General features: G+C 37.5%; 23 protein-coding genes and 5 tRNA genes. 3 read left to right on the top strand and 25 right to left on the bottom strand.

Features of this window, described 5'->3' with window-relative positions:
* Positions 1-25: 25 nt before the first annotated feature.
* The 3 genes from F598_RS0110040 to F598_RS0110030 all read right to left on the bottom strand — a co-directional run bounded on the left by F598_RS0110040 (position 26) and on the right by F598_RS0110030 (position 2,184).
* Positions 26-937: a dimethylarginine dimethylaminohydrolase family protein gene (locus tag F598_RS0110040; RefSeq protein ID WP_019038917.1), complete on the bottom strand. Its 912-nt coding sequence runs from the start codon at positions 935-937 to the stop codon at positions 26-28.
* A gap of 61 nt (positions 938-998) precedes the next feature.
* Entirely contained in the window at positions 999-1,682 is a 684-nt protein-coding gene (locus F598_RS0110035; RefSeq protein ID WP_019038916.1) for a peptidoglycan DD-metalloendopeptidase family protein, read from the bottom strand.
* A gap of 76 nt (positions 1,683-1,758) precedes the next feature.
* A complete protein-coding gene (locus F598_RS0110030) occupies positions 1,759-2,184 on the bottom strand; it encodes an organic hydroperoxide resistance protein (RefSeq protein ID WP_019038915.1) in 426 nt (141 codons plus the stop codon).
* Positions 2,185-2,270: 86 nt separating this feature from the next.
* On the opposite strand from F598_RS0110030, the gene meaB reads away from it, so the two are divergent.
* Positions 2,271-3,353 (top strand): methylmalonyl Co-A mutase-associated GTPase MeaB, encoded by a 1,083-nt coding sequence (gene meaB / locus F598_RS0110025; RefSeq protein WP_019038914.1) that lies wholly within the window; start codon positions 2,271-2,273, stop codon positions 3,351-3,353.
* On the opposite strand, the gene F598_RS0110020 is transcribed toward meaB, so the two are convergent.
* Genes F598_RS0110020 through F598_RS0110010 form a run of 3 tightly spaced genes read right to left on the bottom strand, consistent with a single transcriptional unit; the run spans position 3,350 to position 5,529 of the window.
* Complete coding sequence (locus tag F598_RS0110020) at positions 3,350-3,937, bottom strand: phosphatase PAP2 family protein (protein WP_019038913.1); 588 nt, start codon at positions 3,935-3,937, stop codon at positions 3,350-3,352. The two genes, meaB and F598_RS0110020, sit on opposite strands and share 4 nt — an antisense overlap.
* A gap of 3 nt (positions 3,938-3,940) precedes the next feature.
* A complete protein-coding gene (locus tag F598_RS0110015; protein ID WP_019038912.1) occupies positions 3,941-4,165 on the bottom strand; it encodes a hypothetical protein in 225 nt (74 codons plus the stop codon).
* Complete coding sequence (locus F598_RS0110010; RefSeq protein ID WP_019038911.1) at positions 4,162-5,529, bottom strand: MATE family efflux transporter; 1,368 nt, start codon at positions 5,527-5,529, stop codon at positions 4,162-4,164. Before F598_RS0110010 ends, F598_RS0110015 begins: the two co-directional genes overlap by 4 nt.
* A gap of 175 nt (positions 5,530-5,704) precedes the next feature.
* Here F598_RS0110010 and F598_RS0110005 point away from each other — a divergent pair, with 175 nt between their 5' ends.
* On the top strand, positions 5,705-6,313 hold the full coding sequence (locus F598_RS0110005; RefSeq protein ID WP_019038910.1) for a hypothetical protein: 609 nt from the start codon (positions 5,705-5,707) through the stop codon (positions 6,311-6,313).
* Here the strand turns inward: F598_RS0110005 and F598_RS0110000 are convergent.
* The 3 genes from F598_RS0110000 to F598_RS0109990 form a co-directional block, all read right to left on the bottom strand.
* Complete coding sequence (locus F598_RS0110000; protein ID WP_019038909.1) at positions 6,306-7,478, bottom strand: sigma-54-dependent transcriptional regulator; 1,173 nt, start codon at positions 7,476-7,478, stop codon at positions 6,306-6,308. The genes F598_RS0110005 and F598_RS0110000 overlap by 8 nt on opposite strands.
* 271 nt (positions 7,479-7,749) lie before the next feature.
* On the bottom strand, positions 7,750-8,874 hold the full coding sequence (gene dnaJ, locus F598_RS0109995; protein ID WP_019038908.1) for a molecular chaperone DnaJ: 1,125 nt from the start codon (positions 8,872-8,874) through the stop codon (positions 7,750-7,752).
* A 6-nt stretch (positions 8,875-8,880) separates the two neighbouring features.
* Positions 8,881-9,474, bottom strand: a complete 594-nt coding sequence (locus F598_RS0109990) for a nucleotide exchange factor GrpE (RefSeq protein ID WP_019038907.1) — start codon at positions 9,472-9,474, stop codon at positions 8,881-8,883.
* Positions 9,475-9,595: 121 nt separating this feature from the next.
* Here F598_RS0109990 and F598_RS0109985 point away from each other — a divergent pair, with 121 nt between their 5' ends.
* Complete coding sequence (locus tag F598_RS0109985) at positions 9,596-10,267, top strand: YceI family protein (RefSeq protein WP_019038906.1); 672 nt, start codon at positions 9,596-9,598, stop codon at positions 10,265-10,267.
* Between the two features lie 82 nt (positions 10,268-10,349).
* Here F598_RS0109985 and F598_RS0109980 read toward each other — a convergent pair whose 3' ends face one another.
* The 16 genes from F598_RS0109980 to F598_RS0109905 form a co-directional block, all read right to left on the bottom strand.
* Entirely contained in the window at positions 10,350-10,667 is a 318-nt protein-coding gene (locus tag F598_RS0109980) for a DUF3467 domain-containing protein (RefSeq protein ID WP_019038905.1), read from the bottom strand.
* Between the two features lie 2 nt (positions 10,668-10,669).
* Entirely contained in the window at positions 10,670-14,977 is a 4,308-nt protein-coding gene (gene rpoC, locus F598_RS0109975; protein WP_019038904.1) for a DNA-directed RNA polymerase subunit beta', read from the bottom strand.
* Between the two features lie 68 nt (positions 14,978-15,045).
* Positions 15,046-18,858, bottom strand: a complete 3,813-nt coding sequence (gene rpoB / locus F598_RS0109970; RefSeq protein ID WP_019038903.1) for a DNA-directed RNA polymerase subunit beta — start codon at positions 18,856-18,858, stop codon at positions 15,046-15,048.
* A gap of 158 nt (positions 18,859-19,016) precedes the next feature.
* Entirely contained in the window at positions 19,017-19,394 is a 378-nt protein-coding gene (rplL, locus tag F598_RS0109965) for a 50S ribosomal protein L7/L12 (protein ID WP_019038902.1), read from the bottom strand.
* A 46-nt stretch (positions 19,395-19,440) separates the two neighbouring features.
* Positions 19,441-19,962, bottom strand: coding sequence for a 50S ribosomal protein L10 (rplJ, locus tag F598_RS0109960; protein ID WP_019038901.1), 522 nt, complete (start codon positions 19,960-19,962; stop codon positions 19,441-19,443).
* 9 nt (positions 19,963-19,971) lie between these two features.
* Positions 19,972-20,670 (bottom strand): 50S ribosomal protein L1, encoded by a 699-nt coding sequence (gene rplA / locus F598_RS0109955; protein ID WP_019038900.1) that lies wholly within the window; start codon positions 20,668-20,670, stop codon positions 19,972-19,974.
* A 15-nt stretch (positions 20,671-20,685) separates the two neighbouring features.
* Entirely contained in the window at positions 20,686-21,123 is a 438-nt protein-coding gene (gene rplK, locus F598_RS0109950; RefSeq protein ID WP_019038899.1) for a 50S ribosomal protein L11, read from the bottom strand.
* Between the two features lie 74 nt (positions 21,124-21,197).
* On the bottom strand, positions 21,198-21,749 hold the full coding sequence (nusG, locus tag F598_RS0109945; protein WP_019038898.1) for a transcription termination/antitermination protein NusG: 552 nt from the start codon (positions 21,747-21,749) through the stop codon (positions 21,198-21,200).
* A gap of 3 nt (positions 21,750-21,752) precedes the next feature.
* Positions 21,753-21,950 (bottom strand): preprotein translocase subunit SecE, encoded by a 198-nt coding sequence (gene secE / locus F598_RS0109940; RefSeq protein WP_019038897.1) that lies wholly within the window; start codon positions 21,948-21,950, stop codon positions 21,753-21,755.
* Between the two features lie 93 nt (positions 21,951-22,043).
* Positions 22,044-22,116: transfer RNA gene (locus F598_RS0109935), tRNA-Trp, on the bottom strand.
* Between the two features lie 126 nt (positions 22,117-22,242).
* A complete protein-coding gene (gene tuf, locus F598_RS0109930) occupies positions 22,243-23,427 on the bottom strand; it encodes an elongation factor Tu (RefSeq protein ID WP_019038896.1) in 1,185 nt (394 codons plus the stop codon).
* A 94-nt stretch (positions 23,428-23,521) separates the two neighbouring features.
* A tRNA-Thr gene (locus F598_RS0109925) sits at positions 23,522-23,593 on the bottom strand.
* Positions 23,594-23,622: 29 nt separating this feature from the next.
* Positions 23,623-23,695: transfer RNA gene (locus tag F598_RS0109920), tRNA-Gly, on the bottom strand.
* A gap of 51 nt (positions 23,696-23,746) precedes the next feature.
* Positions 23,747-23,828: transfer RNA gene (locus F598_RS0109915), tRNA-Tyr, on the bottom strand.
* A gap of 100 nt (positions 23,829-23,928) precedes the next feature.
* A tRNA-Thr gene (locus F598_RS0109910) sits at positions 23,929-24,002 on the bottom strand.
* A gap of 125 nt (positions 24,003-24,127) precedes the next feature.
* The gene (locus F598_RS0109905; RefSeq protein WP_019038895.1) at positions 24,128-25,021 is read right to left on the bottom strand and encodes a tyrosine-type recombinase/integrase; all 894 of its coding nucleotides are present in this window, start codon (positions 25,019-25,021) and stop codon (positions 24,128-24,130) included.
* Positions 25,022-26,027 lie beyond the last annotated feature (1,006 nt).

Here is a 26,027-nt window from a genome sequence, read left to right as displayed (position 1 = left end):
CAATCAATAATTTTGAAGACTCTAATTAAGCTCTAACTAAGGGTAAAGTTGAGCATCTTAATAGTCCCTCTTGCTTTGCAATTTCTCTGTAATTCACAGTTTCCACTTGAATTCCTTTGGAACTCAACCATTCGTTAAGGCGTTTAAAATGTTGATCTGAAATCACTATCTGTTCTGATATTGAAAATATATTGCTATTCATATCATACATCTCCTGAGCATCAATATCGAAAACATTTTCGGCACCATATAGATTAACAAGCCAGTTATACTCCTCTTCTTCCAAAAATCCGTTTTTATGAATAATGGCGTATTTGTCACCTACAGGCTGAAAACAACAGTCCAAGTGAAGAGCATTGGCTTTAGGATCAATATTTGACTTTCTTAAATTAAAGGATTTCACTTTTTTATTTGGAAATAATTTCTGAAGTTCTTCCACCGCTTCAACATTGGTCCTAGCGGTTATGAAATCTGGATAATCTTCTCCTCTGTAAGTGCCAATAAAAATATAATCACCATGCGGCATAACATCTCCTCCTTCAATATGGCAATGCTCTGGAAGCTTAATCTTACAGTCGGCATCAATTTTATCTAAAATAAATTCAATCGCTTTAATCTCCTTTTCTCGATCTGGTAAAATATTGGCGTAAATAAATTTATCCTCGATCACAAAACCAATATCTCTTGCAAAGATTTGATTGTAATCTGCTATAATTTGAGGTCTTAAAACATCAACCTTATGTCTTTGTAAAATTCTGGCTACAGATTCTATCTCTTCAACCATATCCTCTTCCTGAGGATAAGTGCCGGCTTTGATGTGTTTTATAGACTTTGGATCATAAGCCTCATCCAAACTTGGCTGAGATCCGTTAGACTCAGCTACTCCTAAGATTACGGACTTCAGTGGAGAGGTTTCATTCTTTATATTTAGTTTCAAAAGACTTGATTTAAATTTTTTGCAAATATACTCAAAAGTAAAAGGTGGATGTATTAAATAATTATGAACTGAAATTAAGGATCAAATTAGGATCTGGGCAATTCATCATATAAAACTTTAGATCTTTCTGTGCACATACCCCAGGGTAATCTCCATAATAATCTTCAATATCTAAAATGAGCTGAAAGTGAAGATGAGGAGCATAATTTCCATTGACCTCATTAGTTCCTAACAAAGCTAAAGGGCGATTTAATAAAATTTCTTCTCCAACTTTATAGCTGTGAAGAGACTCTCTGGAAAGATGACCATAAAGTGAATAAAATTTAAGATTATCTAGTTCATGAGATAAAATTAGGGTTGGACCATAGTCTCCATAATTTAAATTGTCTTGCTGACTATGAACTTTACCTGGAAAAGGAGAGTAAACTTCCGTACCGGCAGGAGCCCAAACATCGAGACCTAGATGAATGTTTCGTTTATGAGAATGTGAACTATCTCCAAAATAAGAACTTCTGTCGTAGAGACTTCGTTTTTCTAAATACCCTCCAAATGCCGCCTTAGCTTTATGATGCTTCAAATAGTGTTCTAAATACTCTTGTAATGCAAACTCAGTGCTTAAATCTATTGCCAGCTGAGAAGTGTTTTGATGAGAAAGATCTATTGGAACATAATCTTTTTCTGAATAGGAAGGGCCTAAAATTGAAAAAAAAGAAGATCCGAAGCGTGTGTTTATCAAATCCAGCATAGCGAGGTGCTCGTGTATTAACTAACAAAACCCCAATATTAATTGGGGTTTTGAATTGATTTATAGTTATAATGAATTAATCCTGAAGAAGGTTAAGGGTTACATCCATATTATCTCGTGTCGCTCTCGAAAATGGACATACTTCATGGGCCTCATTCACAAGCTTTTCTCCTGTTTCAATATCTTTTACTCCAGGAAGATAAGAATCTAAAACTGCAGAAAGTAAAAGACCGCCCTCGTCTTCTTTATTGATACTAATATGTGCAGAGACGCTAAAGTCTCCCAAATCAACATTATGTTTTTCTGCCACAAGACTTAAGGCGCTACCAAAGCAAGCAGAATAGGCAGAACCAAAGAGTTGCTCTGGGTTGACACCATCACCACCATCGCCTCCTAATTCTTTTGGCATACTCAATGGCATGTCGATAGGGCCATCTTCAGTTTTGACGTGACCTTTACGGCCTCCTTTTGCTGTTGCCTTTGCTGTATAGAGTGTTTTCATGAGTTGTAATTTTGTTTTCTCGAATATACTAACTACACTAGCTCAGTAAAAAAATGAATTCATAAATTTGTACTAAATCTAATTTCATGCCGACGTCTAAATCTAAAAAATCCGCACTTCAGGAAACACAGAGCGAACCTGGTATCAACTTGAGTTCGTCCTCGGCTGAAAAGATTAAAAACCTGAGAAGACGCTCAAAAGATATCACTCAACTTTCTGAGGGTATTTTGAAGGGAAACATAACAAGTTTAAGCCAAGCTATAACGCTCATCGAAAGCGATAGTAAGAGGCATACAGAGGCTATTAAAACGATTATATCTAATTGTTTGCCTTATTCCAATAAATCGCTAAGGATTGGAATAACAGGTGTTCCCGGGGTTGGAAAAAGTACTTTTATAGAGCAGTTGGGCCTCTACCTGGCAGATCAGGGACATAAAGTAGCGGTTCTGGCAGTGGACCCCTCTAGTTCAGTAACAAAAGGGAGTATACTCGGAGACAAAACCAGGATGGAAAAATTGGTGCAGCACCCCAATGCGTTTATAAGACCTACAGCATCTGGTGAATCCCTTGGTGGCGTCGCTCGTAAAACAAGAGAAAGCATCTTATTATGTGAAGCTGCCGGATATGATATTCTTTTGATTGAAACAGTTGGAGTGGGACAGAGTGAAACTGCAGTGCATAGTATGACCGATTTCTTTTTATTACTGAAGTTGGCAGGAGCAGGAGATGAATTACAGGGGATCAAACGCGGAATCATTGAAATGGCCGATGCTATTGTGATCAATAAAGCTGATGGAGACAATATCGAAGCTGCGAAAAAGGCAAAGGTAGAATTTAATCGCGCATTGCATATGTATCCCTCTAAAGCAAACGGCTGGACTCCAAAAGTTAAGTTGGCAAGCGCACTCAAGAACGAAGGTATTGATAAAGTCTGGAACATGCTTTCAAAGTATTTCTCAATTGCTAAAAGCAACGGTTTCTTTGAAGAGAAAAGAGCTAGCCAAAATAAATTCTGGCTCACTCAAACTATAGAAGCTACACTTAAGCGAGAATTTTATCAGAATCCTAACATTAAAGCTGAATTCCCAAAGGTTTTAAAGCAAATTCAAAATCAGACACTCAGTCCATTTGAAGCAGCCCACTATTTATTAAAAAAGGCTAAGTCTTAATAGGAAGTATTTACTTTAGGCTTCAAATTGAATTTCGAAGTCAAATAGGAATGCAGCCTGAAGAAAAGATAACCCGTAACTAAGCCTAATGACGAGCCTGTAAGGATATCACCTGGATAATGAACCCCAACATAAATTCGGCTATAAGTAATCATAAACGCCCAGAAAAACATCCAGTAAAATACATATTTATAATAAGGTTTTAAAATATGGGAAACCAAAGTAGCTACGGCAAAGGAACTAATCGCATGTCCAGAGAAATATCCAAACTTACCGCAACGCTTAGCTAAAAACCTACCGTATTCTATAAACCCTTCATTACAGGGTCTAAGGCGTTGAAAGGTGTCTTTGGTGAAATTGGCAAATTGATCTGTAAATGCAACCATCAAAGCAACTACAACAACAGTAACTCCTAGGACCTTCAGGCTGGTTTTTTTATAAATCAAAAATAAGAGAACAGCGTAAAGTGGAATAGAAGTCTCCTTTTCGGTGAGGAAAACCCAAAACCAATCCCACTCTTCTATTCCTAAATTATTTAGAAATAGAAATAACTCAGTATCGATATGTTTCAGTTTCTCAATCATAGATTATTGATAACGGTCCACTTCTCTGTCGTAGAACTCTGAAGCTTCTTTGATCAAATTATTGGTTTCTTCTACTAAATCATCTTCATTTTCAACATCAAAATCTTCAAACCATTCTATATCATCTGTTTTTAAATCGATAATAAATCGAGGAAATTCAGTATGGATTATGAAAATTGATTCTGGATAATCTGTATTGTCTCCTAGTATAAATCGTGGTAATTTCATGTAGATGCAAATTTTGATTCTTCAAAAGTAAGAATTTGTTTTTTGGAAAGGATATTGAACCTGATATAGAGCATAATTGCCGAGGCTGTAAGCCCTGACAAGAGTCCTAACCAGATGCCCATACTACCTAAGACATTTGCTTTTCCAGTAAAGTATGAAATAGGTAAGCCGATAAGCCAATAGGCTATAAAGCATAATAGAGTGGGGATTTTGACATCCTGCAACCCTCTTAAAGCCCCAAGGATAGTGACTTGTAGGCCATCGCTCAGCTGAAATAAAGCCGCAATAATTAATAGCTGGGAGGCAATCATAATCACTTCGCCATCATCGATATACAGGGTTGGCAAAAAGCTTTTAAGAAGAATAAACCCTATAGCAAATACACCTTCAATCAAAAAAACCTGTAGAAATATAGAATAGGCTACATCTCTAAGTGTTCTAAACTGACGCTTTCCTTTTTGGTTAGCGACACGAATTGTGGCGGTAACACCCAGTCCAACGGCAATCATAAACGTCATGGATGCCAAATTGAGAGCGATTTGATTGGCGGCCTGAGCTTGTGTTCCTAGGGTACCTGCCAGAAGCACCGTTGCTGTGAAGATCCCACCCTCAAATAGCATCTGTAAAGCAGTAGGAAACCCAAGATTGATCAAACGCTTAAAAATGGCTTTATCCAGTGATCGCTTCATCAAAATAAAGTAAGACTTTAATTTTGGCCTCTGTTTCAAAATGATATACAGTAGAACCAGCATAAATATTCTGGAAATTAACGTTCCTATAGCCGCACCCTCCAGCTCTAGCCGAGGAAAAAACCAAATACCGTAGATCAAAAAGTAATTGAAAATAACGTTTACCACATTAGCCGCTAACGTGGCGTACATCGCATACTTAGTTAAAGAGAGTCCATCTGCAAATTGTTTAAAACCCTGAAAAATCATAAGTGGAATCAATGAAAACGCAACGATATCCAGATAAGGCAGAGCTAAATCCACGACATCTTTGGGCTGATCCAGATAATACAATATAGGCTTAGCGAGAAGCAGGAGCAGGAATAATACTACACCATTTACAGCGCACATCACCAAACCATGCTGAAAATAGATTCTTCCTTTTTTGACATCATGTTCTCCATCGGCTTCAGCGATGAGAGGAGTAATAGCAAAACTAAATCCAATGCCTAGAAATAAAGCAAAAAAGATAAGCGTATTACCTAAGGACACAGCAGCTAAAGGGGCGGCTCCAAGCTTCCCTATCATCAAATTATCGACGAATCCAACTAAGACATGCCCCAGCTGACCAAGCATTATTGGTAAGGCTAGACTAAAGTTTTTGGAGAATTCCTTTGTGTAAATTGAAATATTCAACAGCTGTATTTTTGAATTGCAAAAGTACACTTTGAAAGTAAAATAAGGGATGAGGTTCACTTAATTAATGCATAAATACACATTTGAAGTTCATTCATAATATGCCGCTTGCTTTTACCGTACAAATGTCAATTTTACTCTATCTTTGAAAATTAAAAGCTGTAAACTTAGAACCTTGAAAAAAGATTACGATAAGGAAGAAATCATCCAACACGTAGCCCAATTGCTACAAGAGATACCGACCTCTATGGAGATCGTTAAGGACGACTCCAAAAAAGAGAAAAGGTTCCTTTACCTCGCCCGTCATATGGTTGAAAAGGCCATCAAAAAAGATGCACTACTCGTCTCTGATGATGGTAGAGGAATTGCAATTTTTTTCAAAATGGACGGAAAAGGAGATGGATTTTGGACCGAAATAATCAATGATTTAAAACTAGCTCTCAATGTAACCGGCATTAAAAAAGGTCTTAAAGCTCTAAAATCTCAGAAGTTTGTGAGACAGCAACGTCCTAATGATGGCGAGTATCTATACTGCTGGTTCTGGGGTATTTTAGAAGGCGCCAGAGGGAATACGAGTGACAAAACGCCTTACAAGATGAAGGATGAGATGTTTAGGATCTCAAAGGCTCTTCAATTACCTATTTATGCAGAAACTCGAATAAGAAAAGTCTCTGTTGCCTATAGAAGGTATGGTTTTGAATTACTTAAAAAATGGAAGCATCCTAGTGGTGATCTTATGTATTTTTTGAAATATACTCCACCAAAGCTGGATGAAACTAGCTAGATTTTAATTGAACAAAAGTATTGACATCTTCCTTTGATATTTTTTGATTGCCTAGTATAATCAAGCGCTCCACCACATTACGAAGTTCTCGAATGTTACCAGTCCAATTCAGTTGTTTTAAAAGCTCTATTGCTTCCTCGTCGAAGGTTTTAGGTTTGGTACCCTGCTCCTGAGCAATCTGTTCTGTGAAGTGTTGAATGAGTTCAGGAATATCTGCTTTTCTTTCCTGAAGAGCTGGCACATGAATAATGATAACCGCAAGACGGTGGTATAGATCTTCCCTGAAGTTTTTCTTCTCAATTTCCTCCTTTAAATTTTTATTGGTTGCTGCAATCACTCTCACGTCTACCTTAATATCTTTGTCACTACCAACTCTCTGGACTTTATTCTCTTGTAAAGCCCTCAAAACTTTGGCCTGAGCCGATAAACTCATGTCTCCGATTTCATCAAGGAAAATCGTCCCCCCGTTTGCAGCTTCAAATTTTCCAGCCCTGTCTTTATTAGCCGAAGTAAAAGCTCCCTTTACATGTCCAAATAGTTCACTTTCTATAAGCTCTGAAGGGATTGCTGCACAATTCACTTCAATAAAAGGACCTTTGTTTCTATTGCTTTTTTCGTGCAACCAATGAGCTACCAGCTCCTTACCTGTTCCATTTTCTCCAGTAATCATCACTCTAGCTTCGGTAGGAGCTACTTTATCGATCATGGATTTTATGTGCGTCAGTTCAGTTGAGTTTCCAATCATTTCAAATTGCTTGGAAACCTTTCGTTTCAGCTGCTTGTTTTCCTGTGCTAATTGAGTATGATCCAAAGCAATTCTTACAGTGTTCAATAAGCGGTTTAAATCTGGAGGTTTTGAAATATAATCGAAGGCCCCCATTCTCATGGTCTCCACCGCTGTTTCTAAATCTCCATGCCCAGAAATCATCACCACAGGAAGTTCTGGTTGTAATTTTTGACAAGCAGACAACACTTCAAGGCCGTCCATCTTTGGCATTTTAATATCGCATAAGACCAGGTCATAAGTCTTTTTTTTGATCATATCCACTCCTAGGAGTCCATCCTCCGCTTCATCGATCGTATAATTTTGATCTTCATCAAGAAGTATTTTTTTTAATACGCGTCTTATAGCATCTTCATCTTCAATAAGTAAAAGGCTTGGCATAGCTGAATTATTTTAAATTAAATATAGGAGTATTTTTAAGTAATTATGTTTACCATAATCACTTTTTTGAATAATTTAAATATTGGAAGAATAACTTAAAAACAGCCTTTTAGGTGAGTGAACTGACTATCAACCTGAAAATCAAACAACAGGACATAAAATACAAAACCCACCCTAAACAAAGTTTAGGATGGGAAAAAAATTGATATGTAAAAGAAAAACACCGCTTAAAAAGCGATGTTCAAATATATATAATATTTTGTTAACTAACTTATGAAAACATGTCTTTTACTTTTTCAAAGAAAGATTTATCAGACCTGTTAGGGTTAGGTTCGAAGTTAGAATCTCCTAAGGAGTCTTCAAAAAACTCTTTCTGTTCTTTACTTAAGGTTTGAGGAGTCCAAACATTAATATGTACTAAAAGATCCCCTGTACCAAATCCATTTAAGTTAGGTAATCCTTTGTTTCTCAACCTTAGGATTTTTCCACTTTGCACACCTGGCTCTACCTTAATTCTCACTTTACCGTTTACAGTCTGAATTTCCTTACTGGCTCCTAAAGCTGCTTCAGGGTAACTAACGTAAAGATCATAATGTAAATTTTCACCGTCACGTTGAAGGTTTTCATGCTCTTTTACTTCTATAAGCACAATTAAATCTCCGGAAACTCCATCACCAACGGGTTCATTTCCTTTTCCAGAAACTTTAAGCTGCATGCCATCTTCTACTCCAGCGGGAATTTTGATAGATACTGCTTCCTCTTCCATTTTCAAACCATGAGCATCGGTTCCCTGACCTTTTTTATCAATAATTTGCCCAGAGCCAGAGCAACTAGTACATGGAGAAGCTGTTTGCATTCTACCAAGTATTGTGTTTGTTACTCGAGTAACCTGGCCAGTTCCATTACAAGTGGAACAGGTTTTAAATGTAGTATCTGACGGCTTTTTCTTACGAGAAACCTTTACTTTCTTATCAACACCTTTAGAGACTTCTTCCAATGATAGACTAACTCGAATTCTTAAATTAGATCCTTTAGCTCGTTGTCTACCACCAAAGCCACCTCCGAAACCGGAAAACCCTTGACTTCGACCTCCAAAGCCACCACCAAAGATATCTCCGAATTGGCTAAAGATGTCATCCATATTCATTCCACCTCCACCGAAGCCTTGTGAACCATCAAATGCACCATGACCAAACTGGTCATACTTTTGACGTTTTTCTTCATTACCAAGGACCTCATAAGCTTCTGCTGCTTTCTTAAATTTATTTTCAGCTTCGGTATCATCTGGGTTTTTATCAGGATGGTATTTTATCGCCATTTTCCTGTAAGCCTTTTTGATTTCAGCCTGGGAAGCTCCTTTTGATAATCCTAAAATATCGTAATAATCTTCTTTCATAGTATTTTATTTTCCTGTCACCACTTTAGGATAACGAATGATTTTATCTCCTAAGGTGTATCCTTTTTCGACTATATCAATAATTTTACCTTTCATATCATCACTAGGGGCTTGTATTTGAGTAATTGCCTCGTGTAAATCTGAATCAAAAGTGTCACCAGCACTTACAGACATTACTTCTAGACCTTTATTTTTGAGCGTTTCTCTCAATTTATTGTTGATAAGCTCTATACCCTGAACCAAAGATTCATCAGATGATTTTTTAATTTCCATCATTGCTCGATCAAAATCATCTAGAACGGGTAACATGGATTGCATGACATCCTGACCAGCTGTCTTGAAGAGTTCAATTCGTTCTTTGGAAGTTCTACGTTTATAATTTTCAAATTCAGCAAAAAGCCTTAAGTACTTATCATCTTTAGCATCAAGCTCTCGTTGAAGTTGTTCTTCCTTAGATAATTCCTCTTCAGGAGCCTTATCATTATCTTCAGTAGCATCTGTGGTATTCTCAGACTGCTCTGTTTGTGCCTCAGACTCTGGATGAGCCTGTTCTGTCTCTGCAGATTGATTATTTTCTGGTTTTATATTGTCTTCACTCATATTTTTCAATTTTAATCCTAATATGTCAAATCTATTGCCAGAAGAACATTAGTGCCATAATGGCATAAGGTTATTGTGGAATGTTTTTGGATAGTTGACTTTAAACCTAAATAAACACAAAATGAAGAAAAGAGTACTTAATTCTATGCTGATATTGTCACTTGTGGCAACAGCATTAAGTTGTAAAAATGACAAGAAAACAGAAACGTCAGAGGTAAAAGAAACCGTAGAAGCAACATCTGCTACTTCTTACAACGTAGATGTAGAACAGTCTAAAATAAACTGGGTAGGATCAAAGCCTGCAGGAGAGCACAATGGCCAGGTCTCTATTTCTGAAGGTACACTTCAGGTAGAAGGCGATGAACTCAAGGGTGGCAATATTGTCATTGACATGACAAGTATTGAAGTACAAGATCTTGAAGGGGATGACAAAAAGAAGCTTGAAGATCACCTGATGGGTTACTCTAATGGAAAAGAAGATCACTTCTTCAATGCCAACAAATATCCTGAAGCTCAATTTGAAATCACAGGCCTTGAAGAGAAAAATGGTCAAATGATGTTGTCTGGTAATTTGACTTTAAAGGACACTTCTAAAAATATCACTTTCCCAGTCGATGTTTCTATGAATGCTTCTGATAATTCTCTAATACTCACTTCTGAGGAAATCATGTTAGACAGAACTGAATGGGGCATCAAATTTATGTCCAAATCTTTTATAGAAAATTTAGGAGATAATTTCGTGAGTGATCAAATGAATATTTCGTTTGATCTGAAAGCGTTCAAAGCTGAATAGATATAGAATTGTTGTAAACACAAAAAGCCCCGTCAAATATATTTGACGGGGCTCTTTTTATTAAACCAATAAAACTGCTTTGTTAAGCTTCTCCAGTTGGTCCACCAAAATTCAATGGAATATTGGTTTTTTCCTGTTCTTTAATTGAACCCTGACTCTTCTCAAAACGAACAATGTTATCATTTAAGGCCTTGAGCAAACGTTTAGCGTGCTGAGGAGTTAATATGATTCTGGATCGAACTTTATTCTTAGGTGATCCAGGCATTATATTAACAAAATCCAAAACAAATTCAGTCTGAGAATGATTGATGATAGCGAGGTTACTATAAATACCTTGCGCTACATCATCATCGATCTGTATGTTTAACTTTTGTTGCTTTTTATCGTTTTGATCGCTCATGTTTAATTAAAGTTTACATTCACTTCTTGTTTCTTCTCCATCATCCTGGCTAGTTCTTCTTTAGAACCTACAATGATGTCGTCAAACTCTCTAAGACCAGTACCTGCAGGAATTTTGTGTCCCACAATTACATTCTCTTTCAAGCCTTCCAAACGATCTATCTTACCGCTAACAGCTGCTTCGTTGAGGACTTTTGTTGTCTCTTGGAAAGATGCTGCAGAAATGAAAGATTTAGTCTGTAGAGAAGCTCTTGTAATACCTTGTAGTATTGGAGCTGCTGTTGCAGACTCTGCATCTCTGGCAGTGACCAGTTGTTTATCTTCACGTTTCAAGATAGAATTTTCATCTCTTAACTCGCGTAAAGTCACAATCTGTCCTGGCTTAAGTGTTGTGCTGTCTCCAGCGTCTTCAACGATCTTTTTACCAAAAATATTATCGTTTTCCTCAATAAAGTCTTCTTTGTGAACCAATTGATTTTCTAAGAAAATAGTGTCTCCAGAATCCTGAATCTTCACTTTTCTCATCATTTGTCTCACTACCACTTCAAAGTGTTTATCATTGATCTGTACTCCTTGTAATCTATAGACTTCCTGAACCTCATTAACTAAGTACTGTTGAACAGCGCTTGGGCCTTTAATATTCAAGATATCTTCTGGAGTTACAGAACCATCTGATAATGGCATACCAGCTTTTACGTAGTCATTCTCCTGAACTAAGATCTGATTAGAAAGCTTAACCAAATACTTTTTGATTTCACCTAATTTAGATTCTATAATGATCTCACGGTTACCTCTTTTGATTTTACCAAAAGATACCACACCATCAATTTCACTGACTACAGCAGGGTTTGAAGGATTTCTCGCTTCAAAAAGCTCTGTCAAACGTGGTAGACCTCCAGTAATATCACCAGCTTTTGATGATTTTCTAGGAATCTTCACTAAAATTTTACCAATCTTGATCTCTTCATCATCGTCTACCATTAGGTGTGCTCCAACTGGTAAATTGTAAGATCTCATCACTTCATCATCATTATTTTTAATATGAAGTGTCGGTATTTTACGTTTGTTCTTAGACTCTATAATCACTTTCTCCTGGAATCCAGTTTGCTCATCACTTTCCACCTCATAGGTTTGACCTTGAGTGATGTTTTCAAATTCAATTTTACCAGAGAATTCTGAAATGATAACCCCATTATATGGATCCCATTTACAAATGACATCTCCTTTCTTCACTTTATCGCCAGGATTAATCATCAATTCTGAACCATAAGGAATCACGTTTGTACTTAAAGCAATACCGGATTTTTTATCGATGATTTTCACCTCTGAAGTCCTTGAAATAACGATATCAATTTTCTTTCCTTCGCTATTTTGACCTTCAACAGTTTTTAGATCTTCAATTTCTGCTACACCATCAAATTTGGCTTCCAATTTATTTTCTTCAGAAATGTTACCGGCGATACCACCCACGTGGAAGGTTCTTAGGGTAAGCTGAGTACCTGGCTCACCAATTGACTGGGCAGCAACAACTCCTACAGCTTCACCTCTTTGTACAGTTTTATTAGTCGATAAGTTTCTACCATAACATTTCACACAAATGCCTTGTTTAGCTTCACAGGTTAATGGCGAACGTACTTCAACAGAATTTAAAGCAGAAGCTTCAATTTTATCTGCAGCATCTTCATGAATCTCGTCTCCAGCAGAAACTAAAAGCTCCTGAGAAATGGGATCTACAACATCGTTTAAGGCTGTTCTACCTACAATTCGTTCTCCAAGGCTTTCAACTACTTCATCATTTTTCTTTAAGGCGGACACTTCAATACCTCTTAAGGTTCCACAGTCTTCCTCTCTTACGATGACATCTTGAGACACATCTACCAAACGTCTGGTTAGGTAACCAGCATCAGCAGTTTTCAAGGCGGTATCGGCAAGACCTTTACGCGCACCGTGAGTAGAGATAAAGTATTCTAAAATCGAAAGTCCTTCTTTAAAGTTAGAAAGAATTGGGTTTTCAATAATCTCTCCACCTGCAGATGTTGATTTTTTAGGCTTGGCCATCAATCCACGCATACCGGTTAACTGGCGAATTTGTTCTTTAGAACCCCTTGCACCAGAGTCAAGCATCATATATACGGAGTTGAACCCTTGCTTGTCTTCGCGAATTCGCTTCATCGCTAATTCGGTAAGATTAGCATTCGTTGCTGTCCATATATCAATCACCTGATTATAACGTTCGTTATTGGTGATCAGACCCATGTTATAATTACCGATAATGCCTTCAACCTGTTCGTTGGCATCAGCAATCATGGTCTGCTTTTCTTCAGGAATAATAATATCACCTAAAGAGAAAGATAAACCACCTCTAAAGGCGAAGTTGTATCCTAAGCTTTTGATTTCATCAAGGAACTCTGCAGTTTCAGGCACAGAGGTTTTTTTAAGCACCTTTGCAATAACGTCACGCAGTGCTTTTTTGGTCATCACATCGTTGATAAAACCAACACTATCTGGAATAGATTCGTTGAATAATACCCGTCCAACTGTCGTTTCAATATTTTTCTTGACAATATTTCCTTCTTCATCCAGATCATTAGTTCTGATCGTAATCAGCGCATTAAGATCTACTTTCTTCTCATTGTAAGCAATGTTTACTTCTTCAGCAGAATAGAACTTAAGGCCTTCACCTTTTACAGCAACTTCATCTGTTGATTTTCTTGGCTTGGTCATATAGTATAAACCAAGAACCATATCCTGTGATGGTACAGTAATAGGTGATCCGTTAGCCGGATTTAAAATAGAATGGGAGGCTAACATTAAAAGTTGAGCTTCTAAGATAGCTTCTGGTCCTAATGGAAGGTGAACAGCCATCTGGTCACCGTCAAAATCGGCATTAAATGCAGTACACACTAAAGGGTGCAACTGGATAGCTTTTCCTTCAATTAACTTTGGCTGGAAAGCTTGTATACCCAGTCTGTGAAGAGTTGGAGCTCTGTTTAAAAGAACTGGATGTCCTTTCAATACATTCTCCAAGATATCCCATACTACAGGTTCTTTCTTGTCTATTATTTTCTTAGCAGATTTTACAGTTTTAACTATACCTCTCTCAATTAATTTACGAATTACGAAAGGCTTGTAAAGTTCTGCTGCCATGTCTTTTGGCAATCCACATTCAAACATTTTCATTTCTGGTCCAACGACAATGACAGAACGAGCAGAATAGTCTACACGCTTACCAAGTAAGTTTTGTCTGAAACGACCTTGCTTCCCTTTAAGGGAATCTGAGAGTGATTTAAGTGGTCTGTTAGAATCCGTTTTAACTGCAGAAGATTTTCTGGTGTTATCAAACAGAGAATCCACAGATTCCTGAAGCATACGTTTCTCATTTCTAAGAATGACTTCAGGAGCTTTGATTTCCATCAAACGCTTTAAACGGTTGTTTCTAATAATGACTCTTCTATATAGGTCATTTAAATCTGAAGTAGCAAAACGACCACCATCTAAAGGTACAAGAGGTCTCAATTCTGGTGGAGTTACGGGGATCACTTTCATGATCATCCACTCAGGGTTGTTCTCTCTGTTATTTTTAGAATCTCTAAGCGCTTCCACAACCTGAAGACGCTTAAGCGCTTCGGTTTTTCTTTGCTTAGAGGTTTCATTATTAGCTTTATGTCTTAAGTCGTAAGATAACTCATCTAAGTCAAGACGTTTAAGGATTTCCAACAAACATTCAGCACCCATTTTGGCGATGAATTTGTTTGGATCTTCATCATCTAAGTATTGATTTTCCTGTGGTAGTTCATCTAAGATATTTAGATACTCTTCTTCAGTTAAGAAATCCATCTTTTTCAACGGCTCTCCATCTTCATTTTTGGCATCCCCAGGTTGAATGACGACATATCTTTCATAGTAGATAATCATGTCGAGCTTCTTAGAAGGAATTCCTAGAAGGTAACCAATTTTATTTGGTAAAGATCTGAAGTACCAAATATGCGCTACAGGAACCACTAAGTTGATGTGTCCAACGCGGTCTCGACGTACTTTTTTCTCAGTAACTTCAACTCCACAGCGGTCACAAACAATTCCTTTGTAACGTATTCTTTTGTATTTCCCACAAGCACATTCATAATCTTTGACTGGGCCAAAAATTCGTTCACAAAACAATCCATCTCTTTCTGGCTTGTGTGTTCTGTAGTTAATCGTTTCAGGTTTTAAAACTTCACCTCTAGATTCGGCTAGAATACTTTCTGGAGAAGATAAACCTATAGAGATTTGATTAAATCTCTTTTGTGTATTCTTATCATTATTTCTTGTCATAATACAAGTGCTAAAGAATTATTGTAATAAAATGTGATAACATATCCCGCCCTAGAGCGGGATTGCTATTACTCTTCTAATCTGATATCTAGTCCTAAACCTTTCAATTCATGCATCAATACATTGAAAGATTCTGGCAATCCTGGTTCTGGCATTGGCTCACCTTTCACGATAGCTTCGTAAGTTTTGGCTCTACCGATAACGTCATCAGACTTAACGGTTAGGATCTCTCTCAAGGTTGCAGAAGCACCATAAGCTTCAAGTGCCCAAACCTCCATTTCACCAAAACGCTGTCCACCAAACTGAGCTTTACCACCAAGAGGTTGCTGCGTGATCAACGAGTATGGTCCAATTGATCTGGCGTGCATTTTATCTTCGATCATATGTCCTAGTTTCAACATATAAATCACACCAACTGTTGCTGGCTGATCGAAACGTTCACCAGTTCCACCATCATATAGATAAGTGTGGCCAAATCTTGGAATTCCTGCTTCATCTGTCAATTCGTTGATCTGATCTAAGGTAGCACCATCAAAAATTGGAGTAGCAAATTTTCTACCTAATTTTTGTCCAGCCCATCCCAGTACAGTTTCATAAATCTGACCGATATTCATACGTGATGGTACACCTAGTGGATTCAATACGATATCTACCGGAGTTCCATCATCTAAGAATGGCATGTCTTCCTCTCTTACGATTTTGGCTACAATACCTTTGTTACCGTGACGTCCTGCCATTTTATCACCCACTTTCAACTTACGTTTCTTAGCTACGTAAATCTTAGCGAGTTTTAAAATACCAGATGGTAATTCATCTCCAACGGTAATGGTAAATTTCTCTCTTCTAAGGTTACCCTGAAGATCGTTTTGTTTGATCTTGTAGTTGTGTAACAAATCTGCTACAAGAGCATTGGTTTCCTTATCGGTCGTCCAGGTTCCTTTAGTTAAGTGGCTGAAGTCTTCTACAGAATTCAACATTTTTAGGGTATACTTCTTACCTTTAGGTAAAGTATCTTCTCCTAAATCATTTTGAACACCTTGTGCAGTCTTACCACCCACAATACCAAATAATTTTTCGATTAATCGGTTTCTGAGTTCTTCAAACTTCACCTGATATTTAGCTTCAAGTGCATCAATTTCTTGCTTATCCTGAGCTCTTTTACGCTTATCCTTAACCGCTCTTGTAAATAATTTCTTATCTATAACAACACCATTAAGTGATGGCGAGGCTTTTAAAGAAGCATCTTTAACATCACCAGCTTTATCACCAAAAATCGCTCTCAGTAATTTTTCTTCTGGGGTTGGATCGCTTTCACCTTTTGGTGTGATCTTACCGATAAGAATATCACCTGGCTTGATTTCAGCACCAATTCTGATCATACCATGCTCATCCAAGTCTTTTGTAGACTCTTCTGAAACGTTTGGAATATCAGCGGTTAATTCTTCATTACCAAGTTTCGTATCTCTTACTTCTAAAGAGTACTCATCGATGTGAACAGACGTCAAAAGGTCATCTTTGACCACACGCTCTGAAATCACAATAGCATCCTCGAAGTTGTAACCTTTCCATGGCATAAATGCCACTTTCATATTTCTACCTAAAGCTAGCTCACCATTATCTGTCGCATAGCCTTCACAGAGGACTTGTCCTTTGGTCACTCTATCGCCAACACGTACGATTGGCTTTAGGTTGATTGTAGAACCCTGATTGGTTTTTCTGAATTTAATCAAATCATATGTCTTGTCATCATCGTCAAAACTGACCAATCTTTGGTTATCAGTTCTATCGTAATCAATAACAATTTTTCTGGCATCCACGTACTTTACAGTACCTTCACCTTCAGCATTGATTAATACTCTGGAATCCTGAGCTACTCTTCTTTCTAATCCTGTACCGACGATTGGAGCATCAACTCTTAACAATGGAAGCGCCTGACGCATCATGTTAGATCCCATCAAGGCACGGTTAGCATCGTCATGTTCCAGGAACGGAATCAAAGAAGCTGAAATCGATGAAATCTGATTTGGTGCAACGTCAATATAATCTACTTCTTTAGGATCTACGACTGGGAAGTCACCTTCCATACGCGCAATAACACGTTCTGAAGTCATTGTACCATCCTTATCTATAGGAATATTAGCCTGTGCTATTAATTTATTTTCTTCTTCTTCAGCAGAAAGGTATAGTGGATCGGATTCAAAATCAATTTTTCCATTTTCAACCTTTCGATATGGAGTTTCGATGAATCCCATATTGTTGACTTTTCCATAAACCGACATTGAAGAAATCAAACCAATGTTTGGTCCTTCAGGAGTTTCAATAGGGCAAAGTCTTCCGTAGTGAGTATAGTGAACATCACGAACCTCGAAACCTGCTCTTTCTCTGGATAAACCACCAGGCCCGAGAGCAGAAAGTCTTCTTTTGTTAGTTAGCTCTGCCAATGGATTGGTTTGATCCATAAACTGAGACAACTGGTTGGTTCCAAAGAATGAATTAATAACTGAAGACAAGGTCTTTGCATTAATCAAGTCAATTGGTGTGAAGACCTCATTATCTCTTACGTTCATTCGCTCTCTTATGGTTCTTGCCATTCTGGCTAGACCAACACCGAATTGTTGAGATAATTGCTCACCTACGGTTCTAACACGTCGGTTGGACAGGTGATCAATATCATCGACTTCTGCTTTGGAATTCACTAATTCAATAAGGTACTTGATGATCGTAATGATGTCTAGCTTGGTCAAAACCTTACTGTCCATGCTGATATCAAGTCCTAATTTCTTATTCATTCTGTAACGACCTACTTCACCTAAGTTGTAACGTTGATCCGAAAAGAATAATTTATCAATAATACCTCTCGCTGTTTCTTCATCAGGCGGCTCAGCATTACGTAATTGTCTGTATATATGCTCTACTGCCTCTTTTTCTGAGTTAGTAGGGTCTTTTTGTAGAGTGTTGTAGATAATAGCATAGTCCCCAGTCAAATTATCTTCTTTATGAAGTAAGATGGTTTTTGATCCAGTTTCTAAGATTTCTTCTATATGATCTTTCTCTAAAATAGTATCACGGTCGAGTACAATTTCGTTTCTTTCAATCGAAACAACTTCACCGGTATCTTCATCCACAAAATCTTCATACCATGTATTCAATACTCTAGCTGCTAACTTTCTGCCTAAGTATTTTTTCAAACCGGTTTTAGATACCTTAACTTCTTCAGCAAGGTCGAAGATCTCTAAAATATCTTTGTCCCTTTCAAAGCCAATAGCTCTGAAAAGTGTAGTGACAGGTAATTTTTTCTTTCTATCGATGTAGGCGTACATCACCGAGTTGATATCTGTAGCAAATTCAATCCAAGACCCTTTAAAAGGAATGACTCGGGCTGAGTATAACTTGGTGCCGTTGGCATGAAAAGACTGGCCAAAGAACACACCCGGAGATCTGTGTAATTGAGAAACTACGACTCGTTCTGCGCCATTAATCACAAACGTACCACTTGGAGTCATGTAAGGAATAGTTCCTAAATATACATCCTGCACGATCGTTTCGAAATCCTCATGTTCTGGATCGGTACAGTAAAGTTTTAATCTTGCCTTAAGCGGCACACTGTAGGTAAGACCTCTTTCGATACATTCCTGAATAGAGTAACGGGGAGGATCTACAAAGTAATCTAAAAATTCAAGTACAAACTGATTTCTGGTGTCTGTAATTGGGAAATTCTCTTGGAAGGTATTGTATAAACCTTCATTGGATCTTTCTTCTGGTTTCGTTTCAAGCTGGAAAAAATCCTGGAAGGATTTTACTTGAATATCCAAGAAATCTGGATAATCTGGCTTGTTTTGTACGGAAGAAAAACTAATTCGTTCATTATGCATTGCTAACATCTAAGAAAGATTTTAATGCTTAGAATTTTAAAAAATTCATCAGCAATATTAACTTATAAAAAGTAAAATAAACACGTCGCGTATAGATACGCAAAATGGTTTAGACCTACAAGACTATATCTTGTGGTCTAAACCTAGTATTAAATGTGTTGGTGAGCTTACTTAAGCTCAACTTCAGCACCTGCTTCTTCTAATTGTGCTTTAAGTGCTTCTGCTTCGTCTTTAGCAACACCTTCCTTAACTGGAGCTGGTGCACCATCAACTAATGCTTTAGCATCTTTAAGACCTAAACCTGTCAATTCTTTAACAAGTTTTACAACTGCTAATTTAGATCCACCTGCAGCTTTCAAAATTACGTCGAATTCTGATTGCTCTTCAGCTTCTTCACCACCACCAGCAGCACCGCCACCAGCAACAGCTACTGCAGCAGCAGCAGGCTCAATTCCATATTCTTCTTTTAAAATATCAGCTAACTCATTTACCTCTTTTACAGTAAGGTTAACTAATTGTTCTGCGAAATCTTTTAATTCTGCCATTTTCTATCGTTTTAGTGTAATTTAATATTTAGTAATTAGTGCGTGTTTATTCTTCTTTTTGTGAAAGTGTTTTAAGGATTCCAGAAAGTTTACCACCACTAGATTTAAGTGCTGATACAACATTTTTAGCTGGAGATTGAAGCAATCCAACGATGTCTCCGATTACTTCCTCTTTAGATTTGATATCTACTAAAGCATCTAAGTTCTCGTCTCCAACATAAATGGATTCTGCAACATAAGCCCCTTTCAATACAGGCTTTTCATTTTTCTTTCTAAAGTTTTTAATCACTTTAGCTGGAGCGTTTCCAGTTTCGGAAAGCATAATAGAAGTACTTCCTTTCAAAATACTTGTTAACTCACCGAATTCTTTATCTGTACTTTCCATAGCCTTGGCTAGGAGAGTATTCTTAACTACCATCAACTTAACGTCTGCTTTAAAGCATGCACGTCTTAAATCTGATGTAACAGCGGCGTTCAACCCTGAAATATCTGCTAAATATACATTTGATGAATCCGCTAACTTAGTAGTTAAATCTTTTATTACTATAGATTTCTCTTCTCTTGTCATAACTTAAAATTATTGCTCGGTAAATCGTTTAGTATCGATTTCAATACTTGGACTCATTGTAGAAGCGATGTGAATACTTTTAATGTATGCACCTTTTACAACTTGAGGCTTAAGTTTGACGAGCGTCGTTAGTAATTCTCTTGCATTTCCAGCAATTTTATCTGCATCAAAGGATACTTTTCCAACAGCGGCGTGAACAATACCAGTTTTATCAACTTTAAAGTCAATTTTACCAGCTTTTACATCAGAAACTGCTTTGGCAATGTCCATAGTAACTGTGCCTGTTTTTGGGTTTGGCATTAAGCCTCTAGGACCTAACACACGTCCTAATGGACCTAATTTACCCATAACGCTAGGCATGGTTACGATGACATCAACGTCTGTCCATCCCCCTTTGATTTTCTCAAGGTATTCGTCTAGACCTACATAATCAGCGCCAGCTTCTTCAGCTTCTTTAGCTTTGTCTGGAGTTACAAGGGCAAGGACTTTTACATCTTTACCTGTTCCGTGTGGTAAAGTGACCACTCCTCTAACCATTTGGTTAGCTTTACGTGGATCAACATTCAATCTTACAGCTAGATCAACAGATTCGTCGAAATTAGCGTAAGCCACATCTTTCAATAAAGCAGAGGCATCAGCTACAGAGTAAGTCTTAGACTTATCAACTTTAGATTCTGCTTCTTTTTGCTTTTTAGTTATTTTTGCCATGTTAATTTCGTTTTTTTAGAATGGTGCATTACCTTTTACAGTTATACCCATAGATCTTGCTGTACCAGCTACCATTTTCATTGCAGATTCTGTAGTAAATGCATTTAAATCCTGCATTTTATCTTCAGCAATCGCCTTTACTTGATCCCAAGTTACCGAACCAACTTTTTTAGAGTTGGGCTCACCAGATCCTTTCTTTAGTTTTGATGCTTCCATCAATTGAACTGCTGCCGGTGGAGTCTTGATGATAAAATCAAAAGACTTATCCTTGTATACTGTAATTTCTACAGGAAGGATTTTTCCACTTTTATCTTGAGTTCTACCATTGAATTGCTTACAGAATTCCATGATATTCACCCCAGCAGCACCCAAAGCAGGTCCAACGGGTGGAGATGGGTTTGCTGCACCACCTCTAACCTGGAGTTTTACTACTTTACTTACTTCTTTTGCCATTTTTCAAAATTTAGTTGAATTGTTTTCAGTGGGAAGCATTATGTTTAAAAACAACTCTATATTATATGTAACACTTAAATTTTCTCTACTTGCATGTAGCTAAGTTCCACTGGTGTTTTACGCCCAAAAATCTTAACCATTACCTGTAATTTTCTCTTATCTTCATTAATCTTCTCTATAGTTCCTGTAAAGCTATTGAATGGTCCGTCCACCACTTTCACAGACTCTCCAATGTTGTAAGGTATAGCCACATTGTCTTTCTGAACAGAAAGCTCATCAACTTTACCAAGCATTCTATTCACCTCAGATTTTCTCATCGGTACTGGCTCACCTCGCTTAGTTTCTCCTAAAAATCCAATCACTCCATTAACACCTTTAATAACGTGTCCAACTTCTCCTTCAAGATTGGCATTCACCATAATATAGCCAGGAAAATATACTTTTTCCTTACTTATTTTCTTTCCGTTACGAATTTGAACGACATTTTCTGTAGGAACCAAAATTTGATCGACATAGTCACTTAATCCTTGATGAGAAATTTCTTTCTCAATATAGTCTTTGACTTTATTTTCGGAGCCACTAATCGCTCTTACAACGTACCATTTTTTTAAATCAGTTTCAGACATGAATTATGATTTAACCCAGTTAAAATATTGCTTTACAGCAGCGCTAAACACTTCATCCACGCCCCAAATGGCAAGCGAAAATAGAATTGAAAACACCGCAACAATAACCATGAGCTTTTGTCCCTCAGCCCAGGTAGGCCAGGTCACATGGTTTTTTAACTCGCTGTAAGACTCGCTTACGTAATTTTTAAAATTTGACATCTTCTTTAAGATTTGCACGGGTTGAGAGGCTTCCTTCGCTCCCGATCGCTATCGGGACTCAGGATAAACTTCTCGCCACATACTTTTCATTTGCACGGGTTGAGAGGCTCGAACTCCCGACACCTGGTTTTGGAGACCAGTGCTCTACCAACTGAGCTAAACCCGTAAATATTTCATTTTTTAAAGCGTGCAAAGAAACAAAATTTCTAGCAGATAAAAAAGAAAATTTAAAAAGTTAAGGTATCTACCTGTGGCAGACACCTTAACTCTATATAAACTTAATTCTTAAGAATTAAAGAATTTCAGTCACCTGTCCTGCACCAACAGTACGTCCACCTTCACGAATCGCGAATCTAAGACCTACGTTAAGAGCAATCGGTTGAATCAAGTCAACAGTGATTGTAAGGTTGTCACCTGGCATAACCATCTCAACTCCATCAGGAAGATTGATTGTACCAGTTACATCTGTTGTTCTTACGTAGAACTGTGGTCTGTAGTTATTATGGAATGGAGTGTGACGTCCACCTTCTTCTTTTTTCAAGATATAGACCTCAGCTTTAAACTTATCGTGTGGCTTAATAGAACCAGGCTTAGCAATTACCATACCTCTAGAGATCTGGCTCTTTTCAATACCTCTCAACAAGATACCTACGTTATCACCAGCTTCTCCTCTATCAAGAATTTTACGGAACATTTCAACACCAGTAATGGTTGATTTCATGTTCTCTGCACCCATACCGTTAATTTCAACAGCATCACCAGTGTTTGCAACACCAGTTTCGATACGTCCAGTAGCAACAGTTCCACGACCAGTAATAGAGAATACGTCTTCTACAGGCATTAAGAAATCTTTTTCAACATCTCTTTCTGGAAGTTCGATATACTCATCAACTGCCTCCATTAATTCAAGTACAGTTTTTGACCATTTTTCGTCTCCTTCTAATGCACCCAATGCAGATCCAGAAATTACAGGAGCGTTATCTCCATCATATTCGTAGAAAGAAAGCAAATCTCTTACTTCCATTTCAACTAATTCTAAAAGCTCCTCATCATCAACAAGGTCAACTTTATTTAAGAAAGTAACAATTCTAGGAATTCCTACCTGACGTCCTAAAAGGATGTGCTCACGTGTTTGTGGCATTGGACCATCGGTAGCAGCTACAACTAAAATAGCACCGTCCATTTGAGCAGCACCAGTAACCATGTTCTTTACATAATCGGCGTGACCTGGACAGTCAACGTGTGCATAGTGACGCTTTTCAGTTTGATATTCAACGTGAGAAGAGTTAATAGTAATACCACGCTCTTTTTCCTCAGGTGCATTATCAATTTGATCGAAAGCACTAGCTTCAGAATATCCAGCATCTGCCATTACTTTTGTGATAGCAGCTGTAAGTGTAGTTTTTCCGTGATCGACGTGACCAATTGTACCTATATTAAGGTGTGGTTTGGAGCGATCAAAATTTTCCTTTGCCATAGTAGTAAATTATTTAATCTTAGTTATATATTAGTGTTAATGTTTATAACAACGTATAAAGTCAACAAAACCAGGTTTTGAGACTTAATAATTGAGCCAACGACGAGAATTGAACTCGTGACCTTTTCCTTACCAAGGAAACGCTCTACCCCTGAGCTACGTCGGCATTCAAGAATTTGCATTTTTAAAAAATAGAGCGGAAGACCGGGTTCGAACCGGCGACATTCAGCTTGGAAGGCTGACGCTCTACCAACTGAGCTACTTCCGCTTATTTAATTTCAATATGTCAATGCAAAGCCTGATATCATCCGACTTGGTGTGGGGAGAGCAGGATTCGAACCTGCGAAGGTAAAACCAACAGATTTACAGTCTGTCCTCGTTGGCCGCTTGAGTATCTCCCCAAAGCTGATTATTGAACAAAAGCCTTAACTTCCAGAAGCAAATAAATTTTGCTTCACTTTCAATATCATTAAGAATGCAATAAACTTTTTTACATTCTTGAGCCGATGGAGGGACTCGAACCCACGACCTGCTGATTACAAATCAGCTGCTCTAGCCAGCTGAGCTACATCGGCTTATCAGTATGTCAAACGCTACTTTTCGTAACGGGTTGCAAATATAAAACGATTATTGATATCTGAAAATTTTTTATTGGTTTTTTTCTGAAATTTGAAAGAAATGAAGTCAATAAACTCATCTATTATTTCTTTCCCTTTATTGATCGAGGATGAGCTGCTGAATGCGCTTTACTTAATTCTTTAAAATTGGAGTGGGTATAGACTTCTGTTGAAGCTAAACTGCTATGACCCAATAAATCTTTAATCGCGCTAAGGTCTGCTCCCTCTTCTAACAGATGTGAGGCAAAAGCATGCCGAAGTAAATGCGGACTTAGTTTTCGTTTACTAGATATTTTTTTAAAATAACTATTTACGGTTCTGTAAACCAAATTAGGGTAGATAGGTTTTCCTTTTGCTGTTAAGAATAGTGAAACTGAGTCCGTAGCTAGCAATTTACGATGCTCTAGGTAGTTTCGAATTAAGTTAATCGTAGATGGCATTAATGGAATAAGACGCTGTTTATTCCGTTTACCATGAACTTTAAGTTGTTTCTGTTCGAAATCTAAATGATCAAGCTTAAGGTCTATAAGTTCTTGTCTTCGCATTCCCGTGGCGTACAACAGTTCAATAATCAGATGGTCTCTAACCTCAGCAAAACTATCCTCCTTATAATATTCAGAAACCTTCTCGAGCTCTTGCGTTGAAAACACATCTTGCTCTCGCTTTGGTAATTTGAGCGATTTGTGCTTAGTCATAGGGTTCAACTCTATTGCTTTAACTTTCAATAGAAACTTGAAAAACGTTTTTAAAGTAGATAGCTTTCTATTGATGGTTTTGTTGGTCATTCCCTTATCCACAAAACTGACAATCCACTGGCGTATCATCGGATAATTCACTTCCGAAAAATCAGATGTCCCGTATTCTTCGAGAAGAAAGGATTGAAACTGTTGCAAATCTGAAGCATAAGAGGATACAGTATGCTTGGCATACTTCTTCTCAAGTTCAAGATAGTCTAAAAAAGCATCTATATAATCCATAAAAAACCATGAACTCAGGTGAATTCATGGTTACAAAGTTATTGATTTATTTGAACTAAGTCGCAGACTTGTGATCCTTATCGTCGATTACCATTATGATAACTGTCTTCCTCTAAGTTTTCAAAGTATGCCCAAATACCCATTCAAAAAGTATAGTAGTAATGTTTAAGCCTTTCGTTCTTGCTCAGGATAAACTAAAGTAGAGAACAAATCTACATCTTGACTCTGCTTCGGCTTCGTTCAGCACAGGCTGCTCGAGGTGACATCTCATCAACTTATGTCGCAGGTTTGTGGTCCTTATTATGAATTACCATCTTAGTAATTATTTTCTTCTAAACTTTTTCAAAAATATCTAAAGATCTATTTACACAACTTAGAAGTAATGTTTACGTTCGAGCGGAGTCGAGAACAAATCCACATCTCGACTCCGCTCGATGCTAAAACAGAGTATTTTTAATTTAAATTACATTTTCGCCAAGCGTCAACTTTAAGCTAGGTCTTTTCAACCGACTTAGGTCGCAGGCTTATAATCCTTATTATCGATAACCATCGTGGCGATAATTTTGATTTTATTTTCGCCAAGCGTCAACGTTCAGTCAAATCTTTTCAACTGACTTAGGTCGCAGGCTTGTAGTCCTTATTATCAATTACCATCTTAGTAATTATTTTCTTCTAAGCTTTTTCAAAAATATCTAAAGATCTATTTACACAACTTAGAAGTAATGTTTACGTTCGAGCGGAGTCGAGAACAAATCTACTCTCGACTCCGCTCGATGTTAAATAGAGTATTTTTAATTTAAAATACATTTTCGCCAAGCGTCAACGTTCAGTCAAATCTTTTCAACCAACTTAGGTCGCAGGCTTATGATTCTTATTATCGATCACCATCGTGGCGATAATTTTGGATGTATTTTCGCCAAGCGCAAACGTTCAGTCAAATCTTTTCAACTGACTTAGGTCGCAGGCTTATAATCCTTATTATCGATAACCATCTTGGCGATAATTT

Origin of the sequence: Psychroflexus tropicus DSM 15496 (assembly GCF_000378765.1) — a bacterium.
GTDB lineage: Bacteria > Bacteroidota > Bacteroidia > Flavobacteriales > Flavobacteriaceae > Psychroflexus > Psychroflexus tropicus.
The sequence above is the reverse complement of the archived record's forward strand: the minus strand, read 5'-3'. Positions and strand labels throughout refer to the sequence as shown.